Consider the following 21749-nt stretch of genomic DNA (forward strand, 5'->3'; position numbering starts at 1 on the left):
GGCCCCTGCGCTTCGGCGCAGGGGCCTTCTTCGTGTGTCGTGCTAGGCGGTCTTGATCGACCAGGCTGCCCGGGCCTGCGTGAGCCCCTGCTCGTCGATGACGGCGGACGGCAGCTGGATCTCGACGCCGGCCAGCTGAAGGTCTTCCGAGGAGGGCACGGTCACGGCGCGGGTCTCACCGGCGCGGTGAGCCTGTTCCTGGACGAGGACCTGCCCCGACGCGTCCTGGTAGACGACGAGCATGCGCCACGGCGCGTCGACGATCTCCTGTGGCAGCGACAGCTGCAGCGAGGAGCCGGGTGGCACGTCGAGTTCGGCGAGGTCGCCGGTCGTGCAGTCCTCGAGATACAGGTTGCAATACGCCAGCGGGGGGATCTGCTCGGCCCGATCGTGCGCGAAGGCCGTGATCTCGGGCAGGCGGGGCGAGGAGTTGCGGACCAGTGCGTACAGGACTCCGACGAAGGCCACCAGGACCACCATCAGGCCCACCACGATCAGTGCCAGGATCTTCTTGGTTCGCGCCTGCATTCTCACTTACGTCACATTTCCTGTCGATCGGTCGGCCCGGTGGGTCGAGTGGGGCTCGGTCACTTCTTGTTCGGCCAGGTCGGGACGTTTGCCGCCGAGCCCGGGCAGGAGGGTGCTCCCGCGGTAGGTGAGGACGGTCTGGACGAGCCCGATGGTCATGACGGCAGAGACCACGGAGAACCCGATCCAGTACTCGGTGGGCAGCAGTACGCCCAGCGCGCCGCCCACGACCCAGCTCAGCTGCAGAACCGTCTCCGACCTACCGAATCCGGACGCGATCGATTCCTCGGGCAGGTCGTGCTGCAGCGACGCGTCCAGCGACACCTTGGCCAGGGCGCTGGCCGCCGACGCGACGAGGGTGGCCAGGGCGGCGGTCAGCAGATTGTCGGTGATCGCGGCAAGAACCGCGATGATCCACACGGCGCCCGTGCAGCGCAGCACGATGAGGGCGGGGCGGCCGAGTTTGATCCGGGCGCCCGCGGCGTTGCCTGCGAAGTTGCCGATGCCTGCGGCGGCGCCGACCAGGCCGAGCATGGCGGCCTGCACCAGCGGCTCGTGGTCGGTCTTCGACTTCGCGACGAACGCGATGTACAGCGTGAGGAACCCGGTGAGCACGCGGATGGTGCTGTTTCCCCACAGTCCGGTGATGACCGCGCGGCCCAGCGGTTGCCTGCGTTTACCGGATTTCGCGGTGGCCGCGGCTTCGGCCTGCAGCACGCGGGTGCGGCCCAGCACCTCGGTCGGGTGCTCGTCGCCGTGGTAGGTGAGGGTGGCGGGCACCTCGCCCTCGGTGACCTCCACCCACGACGGGATCCGCATGCTGAGGTACGCGCCGAGGGCGGTGATGACCGCCGCCAGCCACAGCGCGCCGACGGACCCGGTGGCCATCGCGAGACCACCCGCGAGGGCGCCGGCACCGATGGTTCCGCCGAGCAGTCCGAACACGGTGAGCCGGGAGTTGACCCGCACCAGGTCGATCTCCGGTGGCAGCACACGTGGTGTGACCGCACTCTTGAGCACCGAGAACGACTTGCTGAGCACCATCATTCCGAGCGCGGCCGGATACAGCACCCAGCTGTCGAAGTTGAAGACGAGAACGATTGCCAGGATTGTCCGGAGACCGAACGACGTGGCCAGCGCGACGCGACGGCCGTGCTGAAGCCGGTCGAGCATCGGACCGATCAGCGGAGCGATGACGGCGAACGGGGCGATGGTGATCAGTAGGTACAGCGCGACCTTCGTCTTGTCCTCGCCCGTCGCGGCCGAGAAGAACAGGGTGTTCGCCAGGGCGACGGCGATGGCCGCGTCGGTCGCGTTGTTGGCCATCACCGCGTAGGTCAGCGCGGTGAGCCCCGACTTGTCCGCGCCGTCCGCCTTGGCCGCGCGATGGAACGTCGCGATGCCCTTGTTGGTGAGTTCCCGGCTGCGCATCGCCGCGACCCGGGTGACGGTGAGCTTGCGCGGCATCGGCGGCGCTTTGGGGGCGTCGGCCCGTTCCTCGTCGGAACGGGGACGCTGCCCGCCGCCGACCGGATGGAGGGGAGGGAGCGGCGTGCGTCGACCTCCCGAGCGTGCGGCGGGCGGGTATTTGTCGTAGCCGGGATGAACGGGGGGCCCGGAATTCTCGTCAGGAGCCCGACCGCCGTCAGGCTCGTAGGGTTCGCGCGGTCCGGTCACTCCCTAATTCTGTCCTAGTCGGGAGACATGCGACCACAGCAACCCCGGCCAATGCTGGTCAGATCGGCCTGTCAGGGAACGAACCGCACCTCGAACATGCGCGGCCAGTACTTTCCGGTGACGAGGAAGCGGTCCGTTCCCGGGATCTGCGCGATGCCGTTGAGGACGTCGACGTCCCGCGGGCCGGGCGGGAGCGCGTCGCGGACGGCCGAGGCGTCGATCTCCGCGGTGACCCGCCCGTCCGAGGGATCGATGCGGACGAAGGTGTCGGTGGTCCAGACGTTGGCGTAGATGGCGCCGTCGTCCGCGCATTCGAGTTCGTTGAGGCGGCCCAGGAGGTTTCCGTCCCGCACCGCCTGCACGGTGCGCCGTGGTTCGAACGTGACCGGGTCGCGGAACGTGAGGGTGGGTGAGCCGTCGCTCGTGACCAGTGCGTCGGGCAAGGCGCAGATGCCCCACCCTTCGCCGTCGAACGGGACGCGCCGCTGTTCGGCGAGTGTCGCGCGATCCCGGGCGACGGCGACCCCGTCACGCCACGTCAGCTGCCAGACCGTGTCGCCGCTCACCGTGATGCCCTCGCCGAACAGGGGCGACGGCAGTTCCGCGCGCGTCCGGACGGTGCCGCTGTCGAGGTCGGTGGCCTGCACCCAGGACTCACCGGGCCGGCCGGTGCCCTCGAGCAATTCGGTGCCGTCGATCTCGAGTCCCTGGGTGAACGCATTCGGGTCGTGGTCGAGGGTGCGGAGGATCTCCACACGAAGGTCCGCACCGGACGCGCCCGCCGCCACGGGACTCTGCGGGGAGCACGCGGTGACCATCCACGCCACCGCGAGCAGGGCTGGGACGAGGTGCCTCCGGCCGGTCATCGGACCAGCATGACAGCCCAGGTGGGCACGCACTTGCGGTGGTGCGGCAAACTGGTGGTGTGAGTGTTGCTTCTTCCGACGAGCGCGCAGTGGCGCGTCCCGTACTGACCGACGCCGTCGAGCTCGCCCGAACCGCCTTGGTCGAACTGCAGGAAGGGGGAGTCGGCGACTACCTGGGCGTCACGTCCGAGGACGCGTGCGCCGCGACTCACCGTTTCGTTGCGGACCTTCCGGGCTACCGGGGCTGGCAGTGGGCGGTGGTGGTGGCTGCCGATCCCGAAGCGGACCATGCCACCGTCAGCGAACTCGCCCTCCTCCCCGGACCCGATGCGCTGGTCGCACCCGAGTGGATCCCGTGGGACCAGCGCATTCGCCCCGGCGATCTGTCCGCGGGCGATCTGCTGGCACCGCCGGCCGGTGACCCCCGCCTCGTCCCGGGCTATGTGGCGACGGGTGACCCCGAGATCGACGAGACCGCCCTCGAACTCGGCCTGGGCCGCAAGCAGGTGATGAGCCTCGAAGGTCGCGTCGACGCTGCCGAACGCTGGCACGACGGCGACTACGGCCCCGATTCCGAGATGGCCAAGGCCGCGCCGTCGACGTGCGGGCTGTGCGGCTTCTACCTTCCGCTCGCCGGTTCGCTGCACGCGTCGTTCGGGGTGTGCGGCAACGAGATGGCCGCCGACGGGCACGTGGTCGACGCGGCCTACGGTTGCGGCGCCCACTCCGACACCCTGCTGCCGACGGGTGCCGGTTCGCCGCAATTCGACGCCTACGACGACGGCGCCGTCGAGGTAGTCGAGCGGGCCGTCGCCGAAACGGAGAACGAGCCCGAAGCTGCTGCCGAGGTCACCGAGGCCGAGGAATCCGCATCGACCAGCTAGCCGATCCTTTCGGCACCGCCGCCCTGAGGGATTCGACGCTTCTGGCGTGGCGAACGTCCCCGACCCGTCTGCGGGAGGATGCGGCGGCCGAATCCGATCTGGCCCGCGCCGGCTACCGCGACCGGCTCCTCACCGAGCTGGCGCAGAACGCGGCCGATGCCGCAGCTCGCGCCGAAGTGCCCGGCGAGCTGTCCGTGCAACTCGACGGACGCGTCCTGAGCGTGTCCAACACGGGCACGCCGCTGGACGAGCCGGGAGTCCAGGCGCTGGTCGCGTTGCGGGCGTCGAGCAAGTCCGGCACGACCGTCGGCCGGTACGGTGTCGGTTTCACGGCGGTGCTGTCGGTGAGCGACGAGGTCGAACTGCGGTCGACGTCCGGTTCGGTGCTGTTCTCCGCGGAACGGACAAGGTCGGAGCTGCGGGAACTCGACGGTGCGGACCCGGGAGCGGACGTGCCTGCCCTGCGGCTGGCGTGGCCGACGGAAACCCGCCCGGCCGCAGGCGCGGCGTCGGAAGTCGTGTTGAGGCTGCGCGAGGACGTGGACGGTGAATCGCTGCTCGCCTACATGGCCCGCGAGGCGCCCGACCTTCTGCTCGAACTGCCGGCGCTCGTCTCGATCACCGTGGGCGACAAGCAGTTCCGCCGCCGCGAACGGCCACTCGATTTCGGGTTGACCGAGGTCGCGATCGGCGACGACCGCTGGTGGCAGTACGAGTCCGGGCGCGCACGCTGGCTCGTCCCGGTCCGCGACGGCGTCGTCTCACCCGTCACGGAGGACGTCCTGCGCGCGCCCACCCGGTCGGACGAGGAACTGTCGATACCCGCGATCCTCGTCGCGGACATCGCCATGCAACCCGACCGCAGGCGCATCCTGCCCGGCGCCGCGATCGCCGAGTTGGCGTCCGGTTACGCCGAGTTCGTGGCCGCGGTGCCGCCCGGGCAGCGACTGTCGCTGGTTCCCGTTCCCGCGTTCGCGCGCAGCGAGGTGGACTCGGCGTTGCGGGACCATCTCGTCACCGAACTCCGGGAGCAGCCCTGGCTGCCGACCGTCGGCGGCACGAACAAGGCCCCGGTTCGGGCGTCCGTGGTCCCCGGGCTCACCGACGAACTCGCCGAACTCCTCACCGAGATCGTCGACGGCCTCGTCGTCCCGGATCTGTCCGGGCCGCGCTGGGCGCCCGCGCTGGCCGCCGTCGACGCCCACCGCCTCGGCCTGGCGCGCCTCACCGAACTTCTCAGTGGCATCGAACGGACACCGTCCTGGTGGCATCGCCTGTATGCGGCGCTCGAACCGCTGGCCGTCGACGCCCTCGCGGCGGAGGAACTGGCATCGATCCCGGTGCCGCTGTCCGACGGCCGCACGGTGACCGGTCCGCGAACGGTGTTGCTGGGCCACGACATCGACGGTGTCCTGGGGGTCGACTGGACGCGGCTCGTCCACCCGGATGCCGCGCACCCGCTGCTGTCGCGGCTCGGCGCGAAGACCGCCACCGCCGTCGACCTGCTCTCGGATCCGGCGTTGCGGGCCGAGATCGAGGACCTCGACCCCGACGACGCGGCGGCGGCCGAAGAACTGTCGACCGCGGTGCTCGCACTCGCCGGGCGCGTCGATCCCGGCACCTTGCCGTCGTGGCTCGGACAGCTGCCCCTCCCGGATGTCGACGGGGAGTTGCGCGGTGCGGACGAATTGCTGTTGCCCGGTGCGCCTCTCGCCGACGTCCTGGTGGACGATTCACCGTTCACGTCCGTGGACGCCGCGTTCGCCGAGCGGGTGGGGGAGGACGCCCTCCGCGCGGTGGGCGTCGGCTGGGGTTTCACCGTGCTCCGCGCCGAACTCCCCACCGGTCCCGATCACGACCTCGACGACGAGGACCGCTGGTGGGACACACTCGACGACGACCCCGACGAGATCGGGGCGGTGCGCGACCTGGACCTGGTGGACGAGGACCGCTGGCCGCAGGCGCTGACGATGCTCGCCCGGGACCAGTCGACGCGTCCTTTGCTGGCCGACCGCGCCGGGTACACGGCCTGGTGGCTGCGTCACAACGCAGAATTGGACGGTCAGGTGCTCGGTCTGCTCCGCGATCCGTCCGACGCGACGTTTGCCGGACTGCTCGACCCCGTCGAGCACCCGGAGTCCGCCGTGTTCGCGGCGGCCCTGGCGCCGTCGACGGTCGACTCTCCCGAACTCGCACAGCTACTCCTGGATCGACTGGCCGACCCGGACCGTGAACCCAGTCCCGCGGTGATCGCGCGGGCACACAGCCTGCTCGCGGCCGCCGCGGCCGCACATCTTCTCGACCTCGAGGACCTGCACCTGCCCGAACACGTGCGCGGCCTGACGGGCGCACTCGTCGACCCCGGCGACGCCCTGGTGCTGGACGCACCGTGGCTGGCCGCCTCGGTGCCGCGTGCGCGCCTGGTGGTCGGGAGCCTGGACACCGCTGAGGCACTCGCGGATCTGCTGGACCTCCCCCTCGCGTCCGCGGCGATCCGCGGCACCGTCACCGGTTCCGGCCGTGAATCCTCGTGGGATCGCGAACCCGCCGCCGTGCTCGCCTTCGCCGCACTCGGCCGCGACCTGCCGCACGGGCCCGTCGTCGTCCATCCCCGGCTCACGGTGAAGCTCACGGGCGCGGTCGACACCGAGATCGCGGTCCCGTGGTGGGTGGACGAGCAGGGGACCACCCATTGCTCCGAGTCGTGGGCCGAAGGCACGTGGGGCGCCGGTGTCGTTTGACCAGAGCGTTCTCGACAGCGCCGTCGGGGATCGCACACCGTGGTTGATCGACGTCGTCACCGTCGTCACGCACAGCGGCGGAACGGTCGCGGCCTGGATCGTGTCCACCGTCCTGACAACGACCCTCCTGCTCCAGGGCCGCCGGCGCGAAGCCGTCCTCGTGGCCGGCGCGATGCTGTCGGGTCTGGCCGTGATGACCACGCTCAAGAATCTGTTCGAGCGGCAACGCCCGCCGCTGCCCGATCGGCTGGTGGAGATCTCGACGTTCTCGTTCCCGTCCGGTCACGCGATGATGACCGCGATCCTCGCCAGCGTTCTCGTCGCCGTGACCCTCCGGGTCGTGCTGGTGGGGCACGTCCGGATCGCGCTGGTCTTCCTGCTGGTGCTGTACACGCTGGCAGTGGGGCTGTCGCGTGTCTACCTCGCCGCGCACTGGATGACCGACGTCCTCGCCGGGTGGGCGTTCGGCGCGCTGTGGGCGGCGTTCTGGATCCTGCTGACCCGTACCCGGCCCCGCCGGGCCCTGACCTCGAGCGAGATCTAGAGCAGTCCCTGCTGCATCACTAGAGCAGTCCCTGCTGTGCCCCGCGGCTGCCGCGCCGGGCCGCCCGCCGCTGCAACGCGAACAGTCCGTAGCCGAGGAATCCGACCACAACCCCCGCTATACACGTCGGAAGCGCATCCGACCACCGGTCGCCCGTGACGATCACCACGACGATCGCGACCGCCCACGCCAGCGTTCCCAGTATCAGCGCAGGTCGCGGGTCGGCGAGGCGCTGAGTGAGGGGTGGGCGATCTGCGGATTCGTTCACCGAATGAACGCTACCCTCGCCGTGGTGCCCTAATCTCCAAGGGCGACGCGCGACTTCTGGCGATGGGGACTGAACAATGGGTGCTGCTCCGAAACTGCTCGACAACTACTTCAAGATCACCGAGCGTGGTTCGACGGTAGGCGCGGAGATTCGCGGCGGAGTGGTGACGTTCGTCGCAATGGCATACATCGTGGTGCTGAACCCGCTCATCCTCGGCAGCTTCTCCGCCGACGACGCCGTCGCGAAGACCGACGTCCTCGGCAACATCCTCCCCGTCAACCAGGTGGCAGCGGTCACCGCCCTGGTGGCGGGACTGATGAGCATCGTGTTCGGGGTCGTCGCGAACTATCCCTTCGCGATCGCGGCGGGCCTCGGCATCAACAGTCTTCTCGCCGTCACCATCGCACCGCAGGTCACCTGGCCCGAGGCGATGGGCCTCGTGGTGATCGACGGTGTCATCATCGTCGTGTTGGCGCTCACCGGATTCCGGACGGCCGTCTTCAATGCCATTCCGGCCGAGCTCAAATCCGCCATCGCCGCCGGCATCGGCATGTTCATCGCGTTCATCGGTCTCGTCGACGCCGGGTTCGTGCGGCGCATCCCGGACGCCGCCGGCACGACCGTCCCCGTCGGCCTGGGCATCAACGGATCGATCTCCTCCTGGCCGACCGTGACGTTCGTGTTCGGTGTGCTGCTGATGGGTGTCCTGGTGGTGCGCAAGGTGCGCGGCGGTCTGCTGATCGGCATCGTCGTCACCACCGTGCTGGCCGCGATCATCGAGGCCGTCGCCGGTGTCGGACCGTCGCTGGGCGTGAACCCCTACGGCTGGAACCTCAGTGTCCCGGCCGCACCCGATGTGCTGGCGGAACTTCCGGATCTCAGCCTCGTCGGCGACGTCAGCATCTTCGGCGCGTTCACCCGCATCGGCGTACTCGCGGCCAGCTTGCTGGTGTTCACGCTGGTGCTCGCCAACTTCTTCGACGCCATGGGCACGATGACCGGGCTCGGCAAGGAGGCGGGCCTCACCGACGAGGACGGCAACCTGCCCAACATCGGACGGGCCCTGGTCGTCGAGGGCACCGGCGCCATCGTCGGTGGCGGCGCGTCGGCGTCGTCCAACACGGTGTTCGTGGAATCCGCTTCGGGTATCGCCGAGGGCGCCCGCACCGGACTCGCGAATGTGGTGACGGGACTGCTGTTCCTGGCCGCGATGTTCCTGACCCCGCTGTATTCGGTGGTGCCGATCGAAGCGGCCGCGCCGGCACTGGTCGTGGTGGGCGCGATGATGATCGGTCAGGTCCGCGACATCGATTTCACCCAGTTCTCGATCGCGCTGCCCGCGTTCCTCACCATCGCCGTCATGCCGTTCACGTACTCGATCGCCAACGGCATCGGCGTCGGATTCGTGTCGTGGGTCGTCCTCAATGCTGCGAGCGGTGGTATCAAGAAGATTCACCCGTTGATGTGGGTGGTGGCGCTTCTCTTCGTGGCCTACTTCGCGGTCGGTCCGATCACCGACGCAGTAACGTAAACGGCGGCCGATCGGTCCCGTATTGTCATTCCCGTGACCACGGATACGCGAGCACTCGCCAGTGACCTTTCCCTGGCTGTCGTGCGCCTCACGCGTCACCTGCGTGGGCGTCGCGTCGACGCCCAGGTATCGCTGACCCAGCTGTCGGCTCTGGCCACCCTTGCCCGCGACGGCGCCATGACGCCGGGCAATCTCGCGGCTCGGGAGAAGGTGCAGCCGCCGTCGATGACCCGGGTCATCGCTTCGCTGGTCGAACTGGGGCTGGTCGAGCGGGCACCGCATCCCACCGACGGACGGCAGATCATCGTCACGCTGTCGGATGCCGGTCACGCCCTGATCGCCGACGAGACCCACGCCCGCGAGGCGTGGATGAACGAGCGGCTGTCCGGGCTCGACGAGGCTCAGCTGAAGACCCTCCGCGACGCAGTCGGCATCATCACGTCCATCGTCGCCGACTCGGAGTAGCCCGAAGGCTGCCCGCAGTCCCCACCCGTACAACGGCATTCGACTGCCCGCACCCCGCGGTGCAGGGAAACCCGTTGCCGGAGAACGTAGCCGACATCCGGAAAGATCTCTCCCAGGGCCGGTCGATGGCGCGCGGGGCCCGGGAGCAAGATGGATGTGTGCCGCCCGAATCCGAGTCCACCGCCTCAGCCCAGCCGAAGACCGGCATGTTCGTCGCTCTCCGCACCCGGAACTACCGGCTGTGGGCGTCGGGGCAGATCGTCTCCCTCGTCGGAACCTGGATGCAGCGGGTGGCGCAGGACTGGCTCGTCCTGACGTTGTCGAACGGCAACGCGCTCGCGGTCGGCATCGTGATGGCACTGCAGTTCGGTCCGACCCTGTTCCTGTCCGTGTGGGGCGGCGTGCTCGCCGACCGGTACGACAAGCGGCGCATCCTGATCGCGACGCAGGTGTCGATGGCCTTGTGCGCACTGGTGCTCGGGCTGCTGGACGTCGGCGGGCTGGTGGCCCTGTGGCACGTCTACCTCATCGCGTTTCTGCTCGGCTGCGCGTCGGCGATCGACGCGCCGGCGCGGCAGTCGTTCACGATCGAGATGGTCGGCAAGGAGTCGCTGCCCAATGCCATCGCCCTGAACTCCATGACGTTCAACACCGCTCGAATCATCGGTCCGGCGATCTCGGGTGTGCTGATCACTCTCATCGGCACGGGGTGGGTGTTCCTGCTCAACGTGGGCACGTTCACCGGTGTGCTGATCGCCCTGCTGATGATGAACGCCCGCGAACTGTTCACGGCGCCGCAGGCGGAACGCGGGAAAGGGCAGGTCCGCGAGGGTTTCCGTTACGTGTGGGGGCGCACCGACCTGCGGGTGCTGATGGTGGCGGTGTTCATGGTGTCGACGTTCGGGCTGAACTTCCCGATCAGTCTCGCCGTTCTCGCCCGCAACACGTTCGATCGCGGCGCGGACGCCTACGGACTGCTGTCGACGACTCTCGCCGTGGGCACGCTCGCCGGCGCCACGATCGCCGCGAGACGCAAGACCCCGCCGCGGCTGCGCACCTTCCTCGGGGCCGCGGCCGCATTCGGAGCCTTCGAGATCCTCGTGGGACTCATGCCCACCTACGTGCTGGTCGCGATCATGCTCGTCCCGACCGGAGCGCTGACGCTGACGTTCACGACGGCGGCGATGAACATCCTGCAGATGTCCGTGCCGTCCGAGATGCGCGGCCGGGTGATGGGCATCTACATGCTCTGTTTCCTCGGCGGCACCCCGCTGGGCAGTCCCGTTCTGGGATGGCTGGCCGACGTCCTCGACCCCCGCGCCCCGCTCGTGATCGGAGGCGCGATCTCCCTGGTCAGCGGGATCGGCGCGGCCCTGTACCTGATGCGGCACCAACGGGTGCGGGTGAAAGTACGCAGACCGGACGCCGGCAGCTACCTCCCGGTGATCGAACTGCACAACGTTCTCGAACCACACCCCGTGGTGGTCTGCGACGCCACCGAGCAGGCCGTGGAAGCGAGCCGCGACCCGCGGCCCTGACGGCTGCCGGAACCGTTCAGACGCCGACCGCCGTCGCCACGGCCCGCCGGGTCAGCACTCTCGCGAGGTGGCTGCGGTACTCGGCGTCGGCGTTGCCGTCGGTGACCGGGTCGGTGCCCTCGGCGGCGTGCTCGGCCGCCGCCCGGATCAGCTCGGGATCGGCGGCATTGCCGACGAGCGCGTCCTCGACGCCGCGAGCCCGCACCGGCACGGCCCCCATGTTGGTCAGCGCCACCCGGGCCTGCCGGATGATGCCGCCGTCGACCTGGATCGTCGCGGCCACCCCCACAATCGACCACGCCTCCGCGACCGTGTTGAACTTCTCGTACCGCGCCTCCCAGCCGGTGTGCTTGGGGAACCGGACGTCCACGAGGATCTCGTCCGGGCGCAGCGTGGTGGTGTAGTAGCCCTCGAAGAAGTCCGCGACCGGGATGCTCCGCCTGCCCGCGGTACCCACGGCGGTCAGGGTGGCGTCGAGTGCCAGCGCGGGCGCGCACAGGTCACCGGCCGGATCGGCATGCGCCAGAGCACCACCCAGCGTGCCGCGGTGCCGGATCTGCGGATCGGCGACGGTGCGGGTGGCCTCGACGAGCAGCAGCGCGTGCTCGTGGACGAGCGGGTCGCGGATCACGTCGTAGTACGTGGTCATCGCACCGATCACGATGCTGTCCCCGTCGTCACGGACGCCGCGCAACTCACCGATCCGGCCCAGGTCGACGAGGGTGCTCGGCGAAGACAACCGCAGCCGTAGCACCGGCAGCAGGCTCTGACCGCCCGCGAGTATCTTGGCGTCCTCCCCGGCCTCGGCGAGCGCCGCCACCGCCTGTTCGACGGAGGTCGGGGACACGTAATCGAAGCTCGACGGAATCACTGGGCACCTCCCTGAGCGGTGCGGATGGCATGCCAGACCCGCATCGGCGTACACGGCATCTCGACGTCACGCACCCCGAACTGGCGGACGGCGTCGAGGACGGCATTGACGACGGCCGGGGTGGACGCGATCGTCCCCGCTTCACCGACGCCCTTGACGCCGAGCGGATTACCGGTGGCGGGAGTCTCGGTGCGACCCGTGGTGAACGTCGGCAGGTCCGCCGCCGACGGCACGTGATATTCGGCGAAGGAACCCGACAGCAGGGTGCCCGACTCGTCGTACACCGCCTCCTCGTACAGGGCCTGCGCGATGCCCTGGGCGAGTCCGCCGTGCACCTGACCCTCCACGATCAGCGGGTTGACCACGTGCCCGATGTCGTCGACGCACACGTAGGAGCGGATGCCGACCTTCCCGGTCTCGGTGTCCACCTCCACCGCACACAGGTGCGTGCCGTGCGGGAAAGAGAAGTTCTCCGGGTCGTATGCGGCCTCGGAATCCAGATTCGGTTCCACACCCTCGGGCAGGTCGTGCGCGGCGAACACGGCGAGCGCGACATCGGCGATGCCGACAGCCTTCTCGGTGCCCTTCACCCGGAACCGGCCCTCGGTGAACTCGAGATCGTCCTCGGCGCACTCCATCAGGTGCGCCGCGATGGGCCTGGCCTTCGCGATCACCTTCTCGGCGGCCTTCACCACCGCGATCGCCCCGACCGCCAAAGACCGGGAACCGTACGTGTCCATGCCTCGCGGCGACGTCTGGGTGTCGCCGTGCAGCACCTCGACGTCCTCGAACGGAACCCCGAGCTGATCCGCGACCACCTGGCTCCACGCGGTCTCGTGCCCCTGGCCATGCGCCGAGGAACCGGTGACCACCTCGACCTTGCCGGTGGGCAGCATCCGGATCGCCGCGTGTTCCCACCCGCCGGCCCCGTAGGCCAGGGCGCCGAGGGTGCGCGACGGCGCCAGACCGCACATCTCGGTGAACGTGGACACCCCGATGCCGAGTTGCACCGGGTCCTTCCGCTCGCGGCGCTCCGCCTGTTCGCGTCGGAGGCCGTCGTAGTCGAACAACTCCCGCGCGTGCGCGGTGGCAGCCTCGTAGTTACCGGAGTCGTACGTCAGGCCCGCGACGGTGTCGAACGGGAACTCCTCGTGGGTGATCCAGTTCTTCGCCCGCAATTCCAGCGGATCCATCGACAACTCGGTCGCGAGTTCGTCCATCATCCGCTCGATCGCGAACGTCGCCTCCGGGCGCCCCGCCCCGCGGTACGCGTCGGTGGGCACCTTGTTGGTGAACACGTTGGTGCACGTGAAGTGATACGCCGGGAACTTGTAGATGCCGTTGAACATGAACGCGCCCAGGATCGGCACCCCTGAGGTGACCAGCCGCAGGTACGCGCCCATGTCGGCGAGCAGTTCGACCTTCATCCCGGTGACGGTGCCGTCGCGGCGGGCGGCCAGTGTCAGTTTCTGGATCTGGTCGCGTCCGTGATGCGCCGCGACCATCGATTCACTTCGCGACTCGGTGTACTTGACGGGCTTGCCGAGTCGCCGCGCGACGAGCAGCGCGATGACTTCCTCCGGCGTCACCTGAAGCTTGCCGCCGAAACCGCCGCCGACGTCCGGGGCGACGACGCGCAGTTTGTGCTCCGGTATGTCGAGCGTCATCGCCAGCATCAGCCGCAGGATGTGCGGGATCTGCGTGGCCGACCACATGGTGATCTGGGCGCCGGTCGGGTCGACCACCACTGAGCGGGGTTCCATGAACGCCGGGATCAGCCGCTGCTGCCGGAAGGTGCGCTCGACGAGTACCTCGGCGTCGCGGATGGCCTGCTCGACGTCGCCTCCGGTACCGGCCTCCGCGGAGTCGAACGTCCAGGTGGCGCTGACGTTCGTCCCGAGATCCGGGTGCACGAGGTCGGCGCCGTCGGCGGCCGCGGCCGCGAGATCGAGCACGACCGGCAGGTCATCGTACTCGACGTCGATCGCCTCGAGTGCGTCGTGCGCCTCGTACGCGCTGCGCGCGACCACGACAGCGACCGCCTCGCCCGCGAAATTGACGGCGTCGACCGCGAGGGACGGCGCGGGCGGCGACTTCATGTCCGGTGTGATCGGCCAGGCACACGGCAGGCTGCCCTGCTCGCCGGCGAGATCGGCGCCGGTGAGGACCGCGACGACACCGGGCATCTCGCGGGCGGCGGAGGCGTCGACACCGGTGATGCGGGCGTGGGCGAACGGGCTGCGCAGGATCGCCAGGTGCTGCATGCCCGGCAGCACCAGGTTGTCGGTCCAACGGGTGCGGCCCGTGACCAGATGCTCGTCTTCCTTGCGCTTCCGGGCCTTCCCGATTTCCGGTTCCGCGGTGGCGGTCATCGCACACCTCCCTGCGCGGTGTCGGTCTTCGGCGCATCCGCCGTCGTCGGTGTTTCGGTGGTGCCGCCGCTGCGCAACCGCTGCGCCGCGTCCTGCACCGCGCTGACGATGTTCTGGTACCCGGTACAGCGGCACAGGTTGCCTTCCAACCCCAGCCGCACCGTCCGCTCGTCCGGGTCGGGTTCCTCGGCGAGCAGGTCGAGAGTCTGCATGATCATGCCGGGGGTGCAGTAGCCGCACTGCAGGGCGTGATTGTCGCGGAACGCCTGCTGCACGGGGTGCAACGTCCCGCTCCGGGACAGGCCCTCGACGGTGAGGACGTCGCCGCCGTCGGCCTGCACGGCGAGCACCGAGCAGGACTTGACGCTGTGACCGTTCAGATGAACGGTGCACGCCCCGCAGTTTCCGGTGTCGCAGCCGATGACGGTGCCGACCTTGCCGAGCCGGTCCCGAAGATAGTGGACGAGGAGCAGTCGCGGTTCCACCTCGTCCGTGTATGCCGTTCCGTCGACGGTGACAGTGATGCGCATTGCGCCTCCAAAGCCGGGAGCGTCAGGTGATACGTCCTACTCTGCGCCGACGGAGCGCGAACAACACCCGAAATCGTGGAACCGGTTCAGGATCGGTCACGTTCGGCGTGCGACCTCGAGCAGTTCCTGCAGTGTCGCGAGACTGTGGCCGGCGAGCAGACGATCGACGAACGGCAGGGCGGCCGCGATCCCGGACTGCACCGGCTCGTATCCGTCAGCGCCGGCGTGCGGATTCACCCACAGCACGGTGCGCGCGAGCCGGCGCAGCTGAGCCATCTGCTCCGCGAGCAGGGCCGGGTCACCGCGCTCCCAGCCGTCGGAGAAGATCACCACGACGGCGCCGCGCGCGACGCCGCGCCTTCCCCAGCGGTCCAGGAACGCGCGCAGCGTCTCGCCGAGGCGGGTGCCGCCCGCCCAGTCCGGCACGGCCCGGCCCGCGGCGGCGAGCGCCACTTCCGGGTCGCGGACCCGCAGCGCCCGGGAGAGCCGCGTCAGTCGGGTGCCCAGTGAGAACACCTCGGTGCCTGCGGGGTTGCCGCGGGCGACGACGTGCGCGAAGCGCAGCAGCGCGTCGGCGTACGGGCTCATCGATCCGGACACGTCGATCAGCAGCACCATCCGGCGTGGCCGGGTGGCCTTGCGATGGTGGCTCGGCCGCACCGGTTCGCCGCCCGCCGCGAGCATGCCCCGCACGGTGCGCCGCGGGTCCACGGCGCCCCGGCGGGCCGGGCGCATCCGGATGGCCGGGCGGGTCGGAGGCCGTGGGCGCAGGGCGGCGATCAGTTCGGCGAGGTGCGCGCGCTCGGCCGCGGTGAGGTCGGCGATGTCCCGGTGGCGCAACACCTCGGTGTCGTCCGCGGCGACCCGCAGATGCGGCGCGTTCCCACCGGTGTCGCCGCCGTCCGTCGTGGTCAGCGCCGCTGTTGCGGCGCGGCGCGGCTGCTCCCCGGACCGCGGCGTGCGCGCCGGGACGGTACCGCCGAACCAGGCCGAGAACGCCGAGTCGTACCGCGGGATGTCGTCGGGACCGCGGCACAGCGTCGCGCGACCCGCCCAGTACACCTGACTCGGATCGCCCACATCCACCTGGCGGAGGGCCCGTGCGAACGCGGCGACGGCGTCCGACGCGACCGACAGTCCCGCCGCCGCGAGGGCGTGCGCGAACCCGGCGATGCCCACGAGCGGGTCACCGATGTCCGGGTTCGTGGACATGCCTCTCATCCCGCCAGGAGCCGGTCCAGTCCGGCACGGGCCACCCGTTCGAGGTCCTCGCGGTACTTGAGGACCGCGCCGAGCGTCGCGGCGGCGGTCTCCGCGTCCAGCACGTCCCGATCGAGTTCCCGGAGTGCGCGGGCCCAGTCCAGCGACTCGGCCACCCCCGGCGGCTTGAGCAGTTCCATCTCGCGCAGGGAGTGGACGGCCCGGGCGACCTGGCCGGCGAGTTCGGCCCCGATGCCGGGGATGCGGCGGCGCAGGATCGCGACCTCCCGCGCCAGATCGGGGTGTTCGAGCCAGTGGTAGAGGCAGCGGCGTTTGAGGGCGTCGTGCACCTCGCGGGTGCGGTTGGAGGTGAGCACCACCAGCGGTGGTGTCGCCGCCCGCACCTCGCCCAGTTCGGGGATGGTGACGGCATTCTCGTCGAGCACCTGCAGCAGGAATGCCTCGAACTCGTCGTCGGCGCGGTCGATCTCGTCGACGAGCAGCACGCACGGGGCTTCGGTGAGCGCCCGCAGCAAGGGGCGCGCCAGCAGGAACCGCTCGGTGTACAGCGAGCGTTCGACCGTGTCGGCCTCGAGCGTGCCGTCGCTCGCCGCCTCCAGCGTCCGCAGGTGCAGCAACTGCCGCGGGAAGTCCCAGTCGTAGAGCGCCTGCGCGGCGTCGATGCCCTCATGGCATTGCAGGCGGATCAGCGGCAGACCGAACGCCTCCGACAACGCGGCCGCGAGCGACGTCTTGCCGGTGCCGGGTTCGCCCTCGCAGAACAGCGGACGTCCCATACGGATGGCGAGGAACGCGGCCATCGCGACCCCGTCGTCGGCGAGGTAACCGGTGGCGTCGAGCGCCCGCGCCAGTTCCGCTGGCGAACCGACCGTCGGCGTGGAATCACTCACGCCCGCGAGCCTAGGTGAGTGCCGGCCCCCGGACACGCGACTCGGACAACCCCGCCGGCGGTCAACCGTCCGGCTCCACCCTGCCGCGGTCCTCGCTCAACCGCCGGAACATCGCGGTGGCGCCGAACCTCGCGGCCGCCCGTTCGACGAGTCCCGGCGCGATCTGCGCCAGCGCGAGCAGCGGGCGGATCGGCGCTCCGCTCTCGACGATCTCGGGCCGGTCACGCCGAATCGCCCGGATCACGGCGGCGGCGACCTTGTCGGTGCTGGTCTCGCCCGTGATCCGGCCGGCCCTGATTCCGCGTTCCGTCATCCGCTGGTACATGCCGTCGCCCGCGATGAATCCGGGGCACACGACGGAGAAACCGACGGGCGAGCCCGCGTACTCCGCGCGCAGCGACTGGGTGAGACCGATCAGCCCGGCCTTCGTCGCGGCGTACGGCGCGCAGTACGCCGGACCGATCTTCGCGGCCAGCGACGAGATGAACACCACGTGACCACGACCGCGGCCCAGCATCCCGGGCACCACTCGGCGCGTGAGAAGCAGTGGCGCGGTGAGATTCACGTCGACCATCGCGGTGAGCTCGCCGGGGTCGAGTCGGGTGAAGGCCGAGACGTTCTCCACGCCGGCGTTGTTCACCAGCAGGTCGAGGGGGCCGACCGCCGTCTCGGCGCGTTCGATCAGCGAATCGAGCTGATCGAGTCGGTTCAGGTCCGCGGCCACGGCCTCGGCGCGCACACCGAGCGCACGCAGTTCTCCGACGACTTCCGCGAGTCGGTCCTCACGCCGGCCGGACACCGCGACGGCGACGCCCTCCCGCGCGAGGGCCCGGGCGACGACGCGGCCGAGACCGCCGGAGGCGCCGGTCACCAGAGCCGTGCGTCCCTGCAGTTGCTTCATTCCTCCGAGCTTTCGCGCTCGGTGGAGGGGAGTCAACGCTGTGACGCCCCGCATACGGCACGATGGACCGGTGGTACACGTCATCGACATAACAGATCCGGCCGACACCAGGCTGGACGACTTCCGCGATCTCAATTCCTCGGACCGCCGTCCCGACCTCCCCGAGGGCAAGGGCCTGGTGATCGCGGAAGGCGTGCTGGTGGCGCAGCGCCTGCTCACGTCCCGGTTCGACCCGATCGCGCTGCTCGGCGTCGACCGGCGGCTGGAGGAACTCACGGACGACCTCGCAGACGTGGACGTGCCGTTCTACCGGACGACGGCGGATGTCATGGCCGAGGTCGTCGGGTTCCACCTCAACCGGGGTGTGCTCGCGGCGGCACGCCGCCCCGCGCCGCTCGAACTGCCGGACGTGCTCGAGCACGCCCGGACGGTCGCAGTGCTCGAGGGCGTCAACGATCACGAGAACCTGGGTTCGATGTTCCGCAACGCGGCGGGCCTCGGCGTCGACGCCGTGGTGTTCGGCAAGGGCTGCGCCGACCCGCTGTACCGCCGGGCGGTCCGGGTGTCGATGGGGCACGTTCTCCGGGTCCCGTTCGCGCACGTCACGAAGTGGCCGCATGACCTGGACGCCCTGCGGGAGCGGGGTTTCCAGCTGATCTCGTTGACCCCGAACCCCGAGGCGGTGACGCTCGCCGAGGCGATGACGGGGGAGAAGGTGGCGTTGCTGCTGGGTGCGGAAGGCCCCGGCCTCACCGAACACGCCATGCGGGCCACGGACATTCGTGCCCGCATCCCGATGGCACCCGGAACGGACTCGCTCAATGTCGCGACGGCGGCGGCGATGGCGTTCTACGAGCGCGTCCGCACGGGTCGGTGAGAATGCTGCACCCTCATTCCCCGTATCCGCAGCCGACGGGAACACCGTGGTTCACGGGACTTCTCGTGGCGGGGTTCGCCGCAGCCGTGGTGGCGGTCGCGATCATGGCCTTCGGCTCGCAGCTCGCCCGGATCAACCTCGTCCTGGCGGTGGTCCTCGAACTCGTCGTGGTCGCCGGGGTCGCGCCGTCGGTGTGGCGGCTGCGCCGGACACCGGTCTGGCGGTGGCTGGTGTACGGGGCTGCGACCGGAGTTGTCGCCGGCTGGACGGCGCTGCTCGTCGGTGCCGCCTGACTCCGCCTGACTCCGGCCGGAGTGGTCAGAAACCGAAGTAACGGCGGAGGAGTCCGCCTTTGCGAGCCGGCGGCGGAGCGGGTGCCGGCACCGGGCCGGGGGCGGGAGCGGGGGCAGGTTGTTCCACCTCGGCTTGTTCCACCTCGGCTGGAGGCTCGATTTCGGGACCCTCGCCGGGCGGGTGAACGGTGAAGCCGAGCACGGTGAGCGTCTTCGGGTCGATCTCGGTGCCCTCGGGGGCGCCCGTGTACCGGAAGCCCAGCCATTCCCGGTTGGCGCCCTCGGCGAACTGCTGCGGGTGGAACGGCAGCGACTGCGGGTCGGGCAGGACACCCGCCGGATGTTTCAGCGGAAAGTCGCCCGCCCAGAACGGCCTCTCCCACACCAGGGGGAGGCCGAGGTCCTCGTGGATGTGGACCGGTGTCGCGCTGAACGATCGAGTCAGGTGCCCGTCCTCCCACATCGCGAACGAGCCCCACGCGATGTCGGGCTTGGACGCCACGTAGTACGTCTTCGCGAATTCGGTGGGCCGGACGCGTGTTTCGGGCAGCGTCGACGGTCGGGGGACGGCCAGATCGGGCCCGCACACGACGGTGACGCCGGGGTAGGAACCGATGTGCACGGTCCCGGCGGCGTCGAGCCGTGCGGCCTCGGCCAGCGGAACCGGGCCGGTGGGGGTGGCCACCAGGTCGGGATAGAGACGGGAGGCGAGCTGCTGCGCCGCGCCCGGATCAGGCTCCGGGTGGCCGCGCAGCACAGCCGCAGGGTCGGGGACGTCGACGTACCAGATCGTTGATACCTTGGCCCCCACGGTCATCCCTCTCTTCCGGTGTCTTACTGAAAGAGTACGACCCCGACCGTGTTTCCGGCCTGCTCACCGCGCAGACGGTCAGCGTCCGCTGCTGCGGACACCGAGCAGGACGTCGTCCCAGGACGGGAGGGCGGGTTTGCCGCGCTTGTCCTTGTTGTTCGTCTGGTGCGGGGCGATCTTGGGTGCGGCGGGTTCCTCGGACGGGGCGGGCTCGTCCTCGGGTTCCTCGGTGACGTCGGCCTCGATGATCTCCTCGGGCTCGATCGTCGGCACCTCCACCTCGGTGGGGAACTCGGCGAGTTCGAGTTGCTCCGGCTCGTCGGACGCCACCGGCGCCAATCCGCGGAGCGGACGGCCGAAGTCGGGATCGATCAGGTCGAACGCGGTGTCGTCGAGCGCGACGATGGTGCCACCGTGCGCGTCCGGCTGGTACCGCCAGTGCGCCGCGTTGGTGGTCCGACCGGCCTGCCACTGCAGCTGGGCGACCCAGTGATTGTCCTCGTCGCGCCACGCGTCCCACGTGGCGTCGTCGATGTTGTGCCCCCGAGCACGGAACGCCTGCGTGACGATCTCGGCGAGAGTGGGAACGGCGGGGCCGTTGTCGCGGACCGGGTGTCCGCCCTGCGCCATCTCGGCCGCACGGGAACGTTCGAGCAGGACCGGATAGGCGAACCGCTCCACCTTCGCCAGGGGGATACCGGCCTCGTCGGCCACCTGTTCGACGGAGGCGCCGGCACGGATGCGGGCCTGGATTTCGCGGGGCCTGAGCTGACTGTCCATTTCGATCTCAATCTGGCCGAGTCGAGCGATGTCCCCGCGGGATGCGGCGCGGAGTTTGTCATCGGCGGGAAGCCGGAATTTTTCGCCGGTACTGGCATCTGCGCACACGACGTGCGATCCATCTGGCTCGAGACCGATCACTCGAAGCTCTCGCACGTTGACCTCCTTATCGCGCCGGCTCGCGACTTTGCACCTGCGCAACTGTAATTCATTCGTGACAGCCCGCGCGGCAGGACACGCGCGGGTAAATCCCGTCCCGGCGTCGCGTGCGCGCTAGGCTTCGTCGTTTCGTGATCGGTCCTTCCTGCGGGGTGTGCGCTGCCTCGTGCGGGTGGCCTCGACCGGGTCGATCGCCGGTGCGGACCAGTGTTCGGCCAGCTCGAGGCTGGGTTCGCGGCCCGACGCGACGTGCCGGTACGCGATGTCCGCGGCGCGGTCGGCGTCGCCCGCCGCGATCGCGTCGTACAACTCGGCGTGCTCGTCACACTGCTGTCCGGGATCGCGTTCCTTGGTGAGGTGGAACAACCACTGCACGCGCGTCGCGAGGGGTTGCAGCATCGACTGCAGCAGGGGGCTGCCGGACATCTCCACGATGACGGTGTGGAATGCGGCGTTCGCGGCGGCGATCGCGGGCTTGTCGTCGCGGACGGTGGCCGAACGCGCCGCGGTGAGTTGGTCGCGCAGTGCCGTGAGATGGGAGTCGTCCGCTCGCTGCGCGGCGAGCCGGGCCGCGAGCACCTCGAGGCTTTCGCGGACGTCGAAGAGGTCGCGGACCTCGTCGACGCCGAACGGGGCGACGATCGCTCCGCGTCGCGGAACGATCACGACGAGTCCGTCGGTCTGGAGCTGTTGCAGGGCCTCGCGCAGCGGGATCCGGGACACCTGCAGTTCCGCGGCGAGGTCGCGTTCGATCAGGCGCTGGCCCGGCGCGAGCTGCAGGTTGACGATGCGCCTGCGCAGTTCTTCGTACGCGGTCTCGCGCAGTGACTTCGGCGCCGACGCGTCGGTTGCACCGTTCACCCGGTCTCCTGTCGTCATGGTGGCCACGTCCGCCACCGTAGAACGCACCCATGCGCCGCCCTCGGGTGGATGCGGGTCCTTACGTCTGTGTAACACGGCGGAAATGCCGCGCCTCCAAGATTCAAATAACGGTATACCGCT

Annotated in this window: 21 protein-coding genes; 8 read left to right on the forward strand and 13 right to left on the reverse strand. The window is 69.8% G+C overall.

Going from position 1 to position 21749, the window contains the following annotated elements; genetic code table 11:
• Positions 1 to 42: 42 nt before the first annotated feature.
• The 3 genes from QM693_RS04050 to QM693_RS04060 all read right to left on the reverse strand — a co-directional run bounded on the left by QM693_RS04050 (position 43) and on the right by QM693_RS04060 (position 3071).
• A complete protein-coding gene (locus QM693_RS04050) occupies positions 43 to 528 on the reverse strand; it encodes a DUF2771 domain-containing protein (RefSeq protein WP_283351501.1) in 486 nt (161 codons plus the stop codon).
• 6 nt (positions 529 to 534) lie between these two features.
• The gene (locus QM693_RS04055; protein WP_280778622.1) at positions 535 to 2205 is read right to left on the reverse strand and encodes an MFS transporter; all 1671 of its coding nucleotides are present in this window, start codon (positions 2203 to 2205) and stop codon (positions 535 to 537) included.
• 71 nt (positions 2206 to 2276) lie between these two features.
• Positions 2277 to 3071, reverse strand: a complete 795-nt coding sequence (locus tag QM693_RS04060; protein ID WP_283351502.1) for a glutaminyl-peptide cyclotransferase — start codon at positions 3069 to 3071, stop codon at positions 2277 to 2279.
• Positions 3072 to 3109: 38 nt separating this feature from the next.
• Between QM693_RS04060 and QM693_RS04065 the strand changes: the two genes are divergently transcribed.
• The 3 genes from QM693_RS04065 to QM693_RS04075 all read left to right on the forward strand — a co-directional run bounded on the left by QM693_RS04065 (position 3110) and on the right by QM693_RS04075 (position 7240).
• Positions 3110 to 3955, forward strand: coding sequence for a DUF3027 domain-containing protein (locus QM693_RS04065; RefSeq protein ID WP_280778620.1), 846 nt, complete (start codon positions 3110 to 3112; stop codon positions 3953 to 3955).
• A gap of 176 nt (positions 3956 to 4131) precedes the next feature.
• The gene (locus tag QM693_RS04070) at positions 4132 to 6696 is read left to right on the forward strand and encodes an ATP-binding protein (protein WP_283351503.1); all 2565 of its coding nucleotides are present in this window, start codon (positions 4132 to 4134) and stop codon (positions 6694 to 6696) included.
• Positions 6686 to 7240, forward strand: coding sequence for a phosphatase PAP2 family protein (locus QM693_RS04075; protein ID WP_283330734.1), 555 nt, complete (start codon positions 6686 to 6688; stop codon positions 7238 to 7240). Before QM693_RS04070 ends, QM693_RS04075 begins: the two co-directional genes overlap by 11 nt.
• A gap of 19 nt (positions 7241 to 7259) precedes the next feature.
• On the opposite strand, the gene QM693_RS04080 is transcribed toward QM693_RS04075, so the two are convergent.
• On the reverse strand, positions 7260 to 7508 hold the full coding sequence (locus QM693_RS04080; RefSeq protein WP_009478020.1) for a DUF2530 domain-containing protein: 249 nt from the start codon (positions 7506 to 7508) through the stop codon (positions 7260 to 7262).
• Positions 7509 to 7584: 76 nt separating this feature from the next.
• On the opposite strand from QM693_RS04080, the gene QM693_RS04085 reads away from it, so the two are divergent.
• From QM693_RS04085 to QM693_RS04095, 3 genes are all read left to right on the forward strand, one after another.
• Positions 7585 to 9039 (forward strand): NCS2 family permease, encoded by a 1455-nt coding sequence (locus QM693_RS04085; protein WP_105414310.1) that lies wholly within the window; start codon positions 7585 to 7587, stop codon positions 9037 to 9039.
• Between the two features lie 33 nt (positions 9040 to 9072).
• Positions 9073 to 9504, forward strand: coding sequence for an Rv0880 family HTH-type transcriptional regulator (locus tag QM693_RS04090; RefSeq protein ID WP_005244136.1), 432 nt, complete (start codon positions 9073 to 9075; stop codon positions 9502 to 9504).
• A gap of 206 nt (positions 9505 to 9710) precedes the next feature.
• Entirely contained in the window at positions 9711 to 11042 is a 1332-nt protein-coding gene (locus QM693_RS04095) for an MFS transporter (protein ID WP_283351800.1), read from the forward strand.
• Positions 11043 to 11058: 16 nt separating this feature from the next.
• Here QM693_RS04095 and QM693_RS04100 read toward each other — a convergent pair whose 3' ends face one another.
• From QM693_RS04100 to QM693_RS04125, 6 genes are all read right to left on the reverse strand, one after another.
• Positions 11059 to 11913: an FAD binding domain-containing protein gene (locus QM693_RS04100; RefSeq protein ID WP_283351504.1), complete on the reverse strand. Its 855-nt coding sequence runs from the start codon at positions 11911 to 11913 to the stop codon at positions 11059 to 11061.
• A complete protein-coding gene (locus QM693_RS04105; protein ID WP_280778615.1) occupies positions 11910 to 14285 on the reverse strand; it encodes a xanthine dehydrogenase family protein molybdopterin-binding subunit in 2376 nt (791 codons plus the stop codon). Before QM693_RS04105 ends, QM693_RS04100 begins: the two co-directional genes overlap by 4 nt.
• Complete coding sequence (locus QM693_RS04110) at positions 14282 to 14815, reverse strand: (2Fe-2S)-binding protein (RefSeq protein WP_280778614.1); 534 nt, start codon at positions 14813 to 14815, stop codon at positions 14282 to 14284. Before QM693_RS04110 ends, QM693_RS04105 begins: the two co-directional genes overlap by 4 nt.
• A 96-nt stretch (positions 14816 to 14911) precedes the next feature.
• Positions 14912 to 16036, reverse strand: coding sequence for a vWA domain-containing protein (locus QM693_RS04115; RefSeq protein ID WP_411194641.1), 1125 nt, complete (start codon positions 16034 to 16036; stop codon positions 14912 to 14914).
• Positions 16033 to 16926 (reverse strand): AAA family ATPase, encoded by an 894-nt coding sequence (locus QM693_RS04120; RefSeq protein WP_283330738.1) that lies wholly within the window; start codon positions 16924 to 16926, stop codon positions 16033 to 16035. Before QM693_RS04120 ends, QM693_RS04115 begins: the two co-directional genes overlap by 4 nt.
• A gap of 61 nt (positions 16927 to 16987) precedes the next feature.
• Positions 16988 to 17827 carry an SDR family NAD(P)-dependent oxidoreductase gene (locus QM693_RS04125; RefSeq protein WP_283351506.1) on the reverse strand — a complete coding sequence of 280 codons (840 nt, stop codon included), beginning with the start codon at positions 17825 to 17827 and terminating at the stop codon, positions 16988 to 16990.
• A gap of 70 nt (positions 17828 to 17897) precedes the next feature.
• Between QM693_RS04125 and QM693_RS04130 the strand changes: the two genes are divergently transcribed.
• Together QM693_RS04130 and QM693_RS04135 are read left to right on the forward strand one after the other, a co-directional pair.
• Entirely contained in the window at positions 17898 to 18704 is an 807-nt protein-coding gene (locus tag QM693_RS04130) for a TrmH family RNA methyltransferase (RefSeq protein WP_007301148.1), read from the forward strand.
• A 2-nt stretch (positions 18705 to 18706) separates the two neighbouring features.
• The gene (locus tag QM693_RS04135) at positions 18707 to 18997 is read left to right on the forward strand and encodes a DUF2537 domain-containing protein (RefSeq protein WP_283330740.1); all 291 of its coding nucleotides are present in this window, start codon (positions 18707 to 18709) and stop codon (positions 18995 to 18997) included.
• A gap of 25 nt (positions 18998 to 19022) precedes the next feature.
• Here the strand turns inward: QM693_RS04135 and QM693_RS04140 are convergent, their stop codons facing one another.
• The 3 genes from QM693_RS04140 to QM693_RS04150 all read right to left on the reverse strand — a co-directional run bounded on the left by QM693_RS04140 (position 19023) and on the right by QM693_RS04150 (position 21608).
• Positions 19023 to 19814, reverse strand: a complete 792-nt coding sequence (locus tag QM693_RS04140; RefSeq protein ID WP_283351507.1) for a DUF6928 family protein — start codon at positions 19812 to 19814, stop codon at positions 19023 to 19025.
• A gap of 72 nt (positions 19815 to 19886) precedes the next feature.
• On the reverse strand, positions 19887 to 20744 hold the full coding sequence (sepH, locus tag QM693_RS04145) for a septation protein SepH (RefSeq protein WP_009478031.1): 858 nt from the start codon (positions 20742 to 20744) through the stop codon (positions 19887 to 19889).
• Positions 20745 to 20861: 117 nt separating this feature from the next.
• A complete protein-coding gene (locus QM693_RS04150; protein ID WP_283351508.1) occupies positions 20862 to 21608 on the reverse strand; it encodes a GntR family transcriptional regulator in 747 nt (248 codons plus the stop codon).
• Between the last annotated feature and the right edge of the window lie 141 nt (positions 21609 to 21749).

The sequence above is a fragment of the Rhodococcus sp. IEGM 1305 genome (genome assembly GCF_030058635.1).
Classification (GTDB): Bacteria; Actinomycetota; Actinomycetes; order Mycobacteriales; family Mycobacteriaceae; genus Rhodococcus_F; species Rhodococcus_F opacus_D.